General features: G+C 72.9%; 6 protein-coding genes. 5 read left to right on the forward strand and 1 reads right to left on the reverse strand.

Features of this window, described 5'->3' with window-relative positions; translation table 11 throughout:
• The 5 genes from E1165_RS16370 to E1165_RS16390 all read left to right on the forward strand — a co-directional run bounded on the left by E1165_RS16370 (position 1) and on the right by E1165_RS16390 (position 6,403).
• Complete coding sequence (locus E1165_RS16370; protein ID WP_132392366.1) at positions 1-1,938, forward strand: fumarate reductase/succinate dehydrogenase flavoprotein subunit; 1,938 nt, start codon at positions 1-3, stop codon at positions 1,936-1,938.
• Complete coding sequence (locus E1165_RS16375; RefSeq protein ID WP_132392368.1) at positions 1,935-2,696, forward strand: succinate dehydrogenase/fumarate reductase iron-sulfur subunit; 762 nt, start codon at positions 1,935-1,937, stop codon at positions 2,694-2,696. Before E1165_RS16370 ends, E1165_RS16375 begins: the two co-directional genes overlap by 4 nt.
• Positions 2,697-2,927: 231 nt before the next feature.
• Positions 2,928-4,112, forward strand: coding sequence for a zinc-dependent alcohol dehydrogenase (locus E1165_RS16380; protein WP_132392370.1), 1,185 nt, complete (start codon positions 2,928-2,930; stop codon positions 4,110-4,112).
• Entirely contained in the window at positions 4,109-5,134 is a 1,026-nt protein-coding gene (locus E1165_RS16385) for an SDR family NAD(P)-dependent oxidoreductase (RefSeq protein WP_132392372.1), read from the forward strand. The genes E1165_RS16380 and E1165_RS16385 overlap by 4 nt, the downstream gene beginning before the upstream one ends.
• A gap of 123 nt (positions 5,135-5,257) precedes the next feature.
• Complete coding sequence (locus E1165_RS16390) at positions 5,258-6,403, forward strand: MBL fold metallo-hydrolase (RefSeq protein ID WP_132392374.1); 1,146 nt, start codon at positions 5,258-5,260, stop codon at positions 6,401-6,403.
• Between the two features lie 62 nt (positions 6,404-6,465).
• Here the strand turns inward: E1165_RS16390 and E1165_RS16395 are convergent, their stop codons facing one another.
• Positions 6,466-7,977, reverse strand: coding sequence for a deoxyguanosinetriphosphate triphosphohydrolase family protein (locus E1165_RS16395; RefSeq protein WP_132392376.1), 1,512 nt, complete (start codon positions 7,975-7,977; stop codon positions 6,466-6,468).
• Positions 7,978-8,038 lie beyond the last annotated feature (61 nt).

Genomic DNA, 8,038 nt, shown 5'->3' on the forward strand with positions numbered 1-8,038 from the left:
ATGGATCTCTACACCGAGGGCGACCCGATCGCCGACACCAAGGCTCCCGAGGGTCCGATCGAGACCCGCTGGGAACGTCGACGCTTCTCCGCCAAGCTGGTCAACCCGGCGAACCGGCGCAAGATGACCGTGATCGTGGTGGGCACCGGCCTGGCCGGCGGCTCGGCCGCCGCGACCCTGGCCGAACAGGGTTACCGGGTCAAGTCGTACTGCTACCAGGACAGCCCGCGCCGGGCGCACTCCATCGCCGCGCAGGGCGGCATCAACGCCGCCAAGAACTACCGCAACGACGGCGACTCGATCCACCGGCTCTTCTACGACACGGTCAAGGGCGGCGACTTCCGCTCCCGTGAGTCGAACGTGCACCGGCTGGCCGAGGTCTCGGTCAACATCATCGACCAGTGCGTGGCGCAGGGCGTGCCGTTCGCCCGCGAGTACGGCGGCCTGCTCGACACCCGCTCCTTCGGCGGCGCGCAGGTGCAGCGCACCTTCTACGCGCGGGGGCAGACGGGCCAGCAACTGCTGCTCGGCGCGTACCAGGCGCTGGAGCGGCAGATCGGCCTCGGCAACGTGGAGATGAACTCCCGGCACGAGATGCTGGAGCTGGTCGTCGTCGACGGCAAGGCCCGGGGCATCGTCGTCCGCGACCTGGTCACCGGTGAGATCAGCACCGAGATGGCCGACGCGGTCGTGCTCGCCTCCGGCGGCTACGGCAACGTCTTCTACCTCTCCACCAACGCCAAGGGCTGCAACGTCACGGCCACCTGGCGGGCGCACCGCAAGGGCGCGTACTTCGCCAACCCGTGCTACACGCAGATCCACCCGACCTGCATCCCGGTCTCCGGCGACCACCAGTCGAAGCTGACCCTGATGAGCGAGTCGCTGCGCAACGACGGCCGGGTGTGGGTGCCGAAGGCCAAGGGCGACGACCGCGCGCCGCGCGACATCCCCGAGGACGAGCGGGACTACTACCTGGAGCGGATCTACCCCTCCTTCGGCAACCTGGTCCCCCGGGACATCGCCTCCCGGGCCGCGAAGAACGTCTGCGACGAGGGCCGTGGGGTCGGGCCGACCAAGCTCGGCGTCTACCTCGACTTCGCCGACGCCATCAACCGGCTGGGCCGAAAGGCGATCGAGGCCAAGTACGGCAACCTCTTCGAGATGTACGAGCGGATCACCGGCGAGGACCCGTACGAGGTCCCGATGCGGATCTACCCCGCCGTGCACTACACGATGGGCGGCCTCTGGGTCGACTACGACCTGCAGTCCACCATCCCGGGACTGTTCGTGATCGGCGAGGCGAACTTCTCCGACCACGGCGCCAACCGGCTCGGCGCCTCGGCGCTGATGCAGGGTCTCGCCGACGGCTACTTCGTGCTGCCCGCCACCATCGCCAACTACCTGGCCGCCGGCCCGTTCGAGGCCGTCGACGCCAGCCATCCGGCCGCCGTGGAGGCTCGGCGCGACGTGGAGGACCGGATCACCCGGCTGCTCGCCGTCGACGGCGACCGCACGGTGGACTCGTTCCACCGTGAGCTGGGTCAGATCATGTGGGAGCACTGCGGCATGGAGCGCAGCGAGGCCGGGCTGCGCAAGGCGATCGACGAGATCCGTGCCCTGCGCGACCAGTTCTGGCAGCGGGTCCGCGTTCCGGGCGACGGCGAGGGGCTCAACCAGTCGCTGGAGAAGGCCGGCCGGGTGGCCGACTTCTTCGAGCTGGCCGAGCTGATGTGCGTCGACGCCCTGCACCGCGAGGAGTCCTGCGGCGGGCACTTCCGGGCCGAGCACCAGACCCCCGACGGCGAGGCGCAGCGCGACGACGACCGGTTCGCCTACGTGGCGGCCTGGGAGTACACCGGCACCGGCGAGCCGGCCGTGCTGCACAAGGAAGACCTGAAGTTCGAATACGTCCACCCCACGCAGCGGAGCTACAAGTGAATCTGACCCTGCGCATCTGGCGCCAGAAGGGCCCTGAGGACAAGGGTCGGATGGTGACCTACCAGGTCGAGGACATCTCTCCGGACATGTCGTTCCTGGAGATGCTCGACGTGCTCAACGAGCGGCTGATCCTCGCCGACGAGGAGCCGGTCGCGTTCGACCACGACTGCCGCGAGGGCATCTGCGGCATGTGCGGCCTGATGATCAACGGCGACGCGCACGGACCGCAGCGCGGCACCACCGCCTGCCAGTTGCACATGCGGCAGTTCTCCGACGGCGAGACGATCGACATCGAGCCGTGGCGGGCCCGGGCCTTCCCGGTGATCAAGGACCTGGTGGTCAACCGGGGCTCCTTCGACAAGATCATCGCTGCCGGTGGTTACATCACCGCCCCGACCGGCAGCGCCCCGGAGGCGCACGCCACCCCGGTGCCCAAGGCCGACGCCGACGCCGCCTTCGAGTCGGCCGCCTGCATCGGCTGCGGCGCCTGCGTGGCGGCCTGCCCGAACGGCTCCGGCATGCTCTTCACCGCCGCCAAGGTCACCCAGCTCTCGCTGCTGCCGCAGGGCCAGCCGGAGCGCTACACCCGGGTGATCGGCATGGTGGACGCCCACGACGAGGCCGGCTTCGGCGGTTGCACCAACGCCGGTGAGTGCACCGTGGTCTGCCCGAAGGGCATCCCGCTGAACACCATCGGCCGGCTCAACCGCGACTACCTCGCGGCGACCGCCAAGAGCGGCGGCAAGCCGGGCTCCTGAGCCCGGCTCCGCCGGCCGGTCCTCGGCCGGCCGGCCGTGCGCGATCACCAGACGCGGCACGTGGGGGTGTTCCTCGACCGGAACACCCCCACGTGCCGCGTTGGAGCCGGTCAAGGGTGGTCCTGCGGCCCCGGCGGGCGACGCGGCCCGGCGACGAGACGGTAGATCGACCGGTTCAACCCCGCCCGCCCGGGTAGCACACACCCGGGACGCACGGAGAGGGGACCGGCCATGAGGGCACTGACCTGGCACGGCAAACGGGACGTCCGGGTGGAGCAGGTGCCGGACCCGAAGATCGAGAAACCGACCGACGCGGTCGTCCGGATCACCTCGACCGCGATCTGCGGTTCCGACCTGCACCTGTACGAGGTGCTCGGGCCGTACCTGACGCCGGGCGACATCCTCGGGCACGAGCCGATGGGCGTCGTTGAGGAGGTCGGCCCCGAGGTGACCCGGCTCAGGCCCGGCGACCGGGTGGTCGTGCCGTTCAACATCGCCTGCGGGCACTGCTGGATGTGCGCCCGGCAGCTCTACGCGCAGTGCGAGACCACCCAGGTGACCTCGACGGGCAAGGGCGCCGCCCTGTTCGGCTACACCTCGCTCTACGGCTCGGTCCCCGGCGGGCAGGCCGAGTACCTGCGGGTCCCCCAGGCGCAGTTCGGCCCGATCAAGATCCCCGAGGACGGTCCGGACGAGCGCTACCTCTACCTCAGCGACATCCTGCCCACCGCCTGGCAGGCGGTGCGGTACGCCGACACCCCGCCCGGCGGCACCCTGGCGGTCTTCGGCCTCGGCCCGGTCGGCCAGTTCTGCGCCCGGATCGGCCGCCACCTCGGCGCCGGCCGGGTGATCGGGCTGGACCTGGTGCCGGAGCGGCTGGAGATGGCCCGCCGGCACGGCGTCGAGACGCTCGACGTCAGCCAGCTCGACGACGTGCCAGGTACCCTGGTCGATCTGGTCGACGGGCGCGGCCCGGACGCGGTGATCGACGCCGTCGGGATGGAGGCGCACGGCGCGCCGCTGGGCAGGATCGCCCAGACCGCCGCCGGGCTGCTACCGGACCCGCTGGCCCGGGCGATGACCGACCGGGTCGGCGTCGACCGGCTGGCGGTCCTCACGGCCGCGTTGAAGGCGGTCCGCCGCGGCGGCACCGTCTCGGTCACCGGCGTCTACGGCGGCGAGGTGGACCCGCTGCCGCTGATGGAGATGTTCGACCGGGGAATCCAGCTACGGATGGGCCAGTGCCACGTACGCCGCTGGACCGACGAGATCATGCCGCTGCTCACCGGCGACGACGACCCGCTGGGCGTGGCGGACCTGCGTACCCACCGGGTGCCGCTCGCCGGGGCGCCGCAGGCGTACGAGATGTTCCAGAAGAAGCGGGACGGCTGCGTGAAGGTCGTGCTCGCGCCGTGAGCCGGGTGGTGGTGCTCACCGGGGCGAGCAGCGGCATCGGCCGCGCCGCCGCCCGGGAGTTCGCCGGCCGCGGTGACCGTCTGGTCCTCGCGGCCCGCTCCCCCGAGACCCTCGCCCAGGTCCGCGACGAGTGCCGGCGGGCCGGCGCCGAGGTACGCGACGTACCCACCGACGTCACCGAACCCGGCGCGCTCGACGCCTTGGCCGCCACCGCGGTCGCCGAGTTCGGCCGGATCGACGTGTGGGTGCACACCGCCGCCGTGATGGTTTACGGGCGGTTCGAGGAGATCCCGGTGGAGGTCTTCGAACAGGTGGTCCGGACCGACCTGCTGGCCGCCGCCGGGGCCGCGCGGGTCGCGCTGCGGCACTTCCGGTCGGCGCGGCGCGGCACGCTGATCCTCACCGGCTCGGTGCTCGGTCACGTCACCGCGCCCTACCTGAGCGGCTACGTGACCAGCAAGTGGGGTCTGCACGGCCTGGCCCGGGTGCTGCGACAGGAATCCCGGGACCTGCCCGGAGTGCACGTCTGCCTGGTCACCCCCGGCAGCGTCGACACCCCGGTCTACCAGCAGGCGGCCAACTACGTGGGCCGGATCGGCCGGCCACCGCCGCCGATCACCACCCCGGAGCGGGTGGCGCGGGCCGTCGTCGGCTGCGCCGACCGGCCGCGCCGGGAGATCTCGGTGGGCCGGCTCAACCTGCTCATGCGGGTCGGTTTCACCGTGCTGCCGGGCCTCTACGACAGGCTGGTCGGGCCGCTGATGCGCCTCGGCGGTCTGACCGACCGGCCGGTGCCACCGACCGAGGGTGTGGTGTTCCGGCCCCACCCCGACGGCGAGGCGGTGCGCGGCGGCTGGCTGCCCGACCTGCCGGGCCTGGTCCGGTCCATCGGCGGCACGGCCGCGGCCGCCGGGGCGGCGGCGCGGCGGCTGCGTCGGCAGGTCGCCTTCCGCCCTGCCGACACCGGCGCGACCACACCCACGGGTCCGGTCCGTCGGCAGTCCCGTCCGCCGCTCCACTGATCGCCTGCCCCGGTCGCGACGGCGGGCCGGACGGGCAAGATACTCGATCGGGGATCAAGTGCCTCTCCGGCGTCGACACGGTGACTACCGTGGACGACGGGAGAGGACGGAGGGGGCGGGACGATGCGGGCACCAGGGGACGGGCAACCGGGCCGGGCCACCGGTGGGCGGCTGTGGCGGTTGGCGGGGCTGGCCGCCGTGGCCGGCCTGGCGTACGTGGCGCGGGACGTGCCGGCCCAGCTCGGCGGCCGGCTGTCCGGGCCCCGGGCGGAGCGGGCGGCCCGCTCACCGCAGTTCCGCGACGGCACCTTCCACAACCGGGCCCAGATCCAGTCCATGATCACCGGCGAGTCGGGCCGCAACCTGCTCTGGGAGCTGGCCTTCGGCAAGCAGCGCCGCCGCCCCAGCGCCCCGGTGCCACTGCTGCGCCCGGCCGCGGCCCCCGCCACCGGGACCGACCGTGACCTCGCCGTCGTCTGGTACGGCCACGCCTCCGCCCTGGTGGAGCTGGAGGGGCACCGGGTGCTGATCGACCCGGTGTGGAGCGACCGCTGCTCCCCGTCGGCCTCGTTCGGCCCGAGACGGCTGCACGAGCCCCCGGTACGCCTCGACGAACTGCCCCCGGTCGACGCGATCCTGATCTCCCACGACCACTACGACCACCTGGACATGGCCACCGTCGGGGAACTGACCCGCCGGCAGTCCGCGCCGTTCCTGGTGCCGCTCGGCGTCGGTGCCCACCTGGACCGCTGGGGCGTGCCCGAAGACCGGATCGTCGAGCTGGACTGGTCGGAGTGCCACCGGGTCGGCGGGCTGGAGATCACCGCCACCGCCGCCCAACACTTCTCGGGGCGGGGCCTGCGCCGTGACGGGACGCTCTGGAGTTCCTGGGTGATCGCCGGCGCGCGCCGCAGGGTCTTCTACACCGGCGACTCCGGCTACTTCGACGGGTACGCCGAGATCGGCGCGGAGCACGGGCCGTTCGACGTGACGCTGATGCAGATCGGCGCGTACGACCGGGCGTGGGCGGGCATCCACATGTTCCCGGAGGAGGCCGTCGCCGCCCACCTCGACCTGCGCGGCGAACTCCTCCTCCCGGTGCACTGGGCGACGTTCAACCTCGCCCTGCACGACTGGGCCGAGCCGGTGGACCGGCTCTGGGCCGAGGCGAAGGCCCGGGACGTGCGGATCGCCGTACCCCGGCCCGGGGAGCGGGTGGTGGTCGACGACCCGCCGCCGGTGGACGGCTGGTGGCAGGCGGTCGCCTGAGGTGCCTGCCGGTGGCGGTCGGCAACGGCGGCCACCGGCAGGCGGGCGACACCGGCGGGCCGTCAGAGCACGAACGCGTCGGTCCAGAGGGCGCCGGAGCGCCCGGAGAGCGCGTCCAGCATGGCCACCGCCTGCCCGTCGGTGAGCTGGGCGACGAAGTCGACGATGGCCCGGCCCCGGGCCCGGCCGATCCGGTCCGGGGTACGCGGGTGCAGCTCCGCCTCGGCCAGCTCCACCAGGTCGTGCAGCCGGCGCGGCAGCCGCGACTCCTCCTCCGGATCGAGCAGCCACTCCCAGAGCGCCTCGACGAGGGTGCCCAGCAGCCGGGCCTGCCCGCGCTGGTGCAGGGCCAGGTCGGGGCGGGCCAACACGAACCGGTGGTGGACGAACTTGAGCACCTGCACCTCGTGCCACTGCGCCGGGGCCAGCAGCACGTGACCGGAGCGGACGTCCGGCTCCGCGACGACGGTGATCGCGTCGATGAACCGGGTGGTCCAGCGGGCGGAGAACCGGGCCACGTACTGCTCGGCCTCGATCGAGCCGTCGAAGGGCATCGCGAGCAGGCCCTCGACCAGCTCCTGGCGGACGTGCTCGACGGCGGCGGCGAACGCCTCGTCGTCGGCGACCCACGCGTCCTTGCGGTGCAGCTGGCGGCGCAGCCGCTCGATCGCCGAGCCGGGACGCCGGGCCGCGCCGGCCAGCGCCGCGTCGGTGACGGCCCGCAGGTGCCCGCTCTCGCGCTGCCAGGCCATCAGCTCGGCGGCCACCGCCCCCTGCTGGAGCACACCCACCCGGTAGAAGTCCTCCACGTCGTGGATGGCGTACGCGATGTCGTCGGCGGTGTCCATCACCGACGCCTCGGCGGTCTGCTGCCAGTCCGGGATGCGTCCGGCGAAGGGTTCACGGGCCTGCCGCAGGTCCGCCAGCTCGGTGCGGTACGCACCGAACTTCGCCGAGCCGCTGGCCGGGTCGTCCGGCGGGACGGCGGCGCCCCGGGGCGCCGGGGTGAGGTGCCGGGGATGGGGGTCGGGGTGGTTCAGCCGGGTCCACGGGTACTTGAGCATCGCCGCGCGGACCGCGGCGGTCAGGTCGAGGCCGGTGGTCGCCGCGCCACGGATCTCCGTGCTGGTGACGATCCGGTACGACTGGGCGTTGCCCTCGAACCCGTCGGGCAGCCCGAGCCGGTGCCGGGCCAACCGGTCCAACACCCGCTCCCCCAGGTGCCCGAAGGGCGGGTGGCCCAGGTCGTGGGCGAGCGCGGCGGCCTCCACCACGTCCGGGTCGCAGCCGCCGAGCTTCTCCAGCAGCTCACGGTGCCGGTCGTCGGCGATGAGCCGCTCGGCGATCGCCCGGGCCACCTGGGCGACCTTGAGGCTGTGGGTGAGCCGGTTGTGCACCAGCAGCCCCGAGCCGCCCGGGCTGACCACCTGGGTGACGCCGTTCAGGCGGGCGAAGAACGGGGAGGCCACGATCCGGTCCCGGTCGGCCCGGAACGGGCTGACGGCCAGGTCGCCGAGGGCACGGGCGCTGCCGCCGAAGAGCCGCCCCGCCCGCGGATCCGCAGGTTGTTCCATGATCGCCACGCTAGCGCGGCAGAATGCTGGGCGGAAACCACACGCGAAGGCGGATCGAGAT

It is taken from the genome of Micromonospora sp. KC723, from assembly GCF_004348595.1.
GTDB lineage: Bacteria > Actinomycetota > Actinomycetes > Mycobacteriales > Micromonosporaceae > Micromonospora.

Coding starts and splice junctions, on each gene's coding strand:
- E1165_RS16395 (WP_132392376.1), bottom strand. CDS start 7,977: ATGGAACAACCTGCGGATCCGCGGGCGGGGCGGCTCTTCGGCGGCAGC.
- E1165_RS16370 (WP_132392366.1), top strand. CDS start 1: ATGGATCTCTACACCGAGGGCGACCCGATCGCCGACACCAAGGCTCCC.
- E1165_RS16380 (WP_132392370.1), top strand. CDS start 2,928: ATGAGGGCACTGACCTGGCACGGCAAACGGGACGTCCGGGTGGAGCAG.
- E1165_RS16390 (WP_132392374.1), top strand. CDS start 5,258: ATGCGGGCACCAGGGGACGGGCAACCGGGCCGGGCCACCGGTGGGCGG.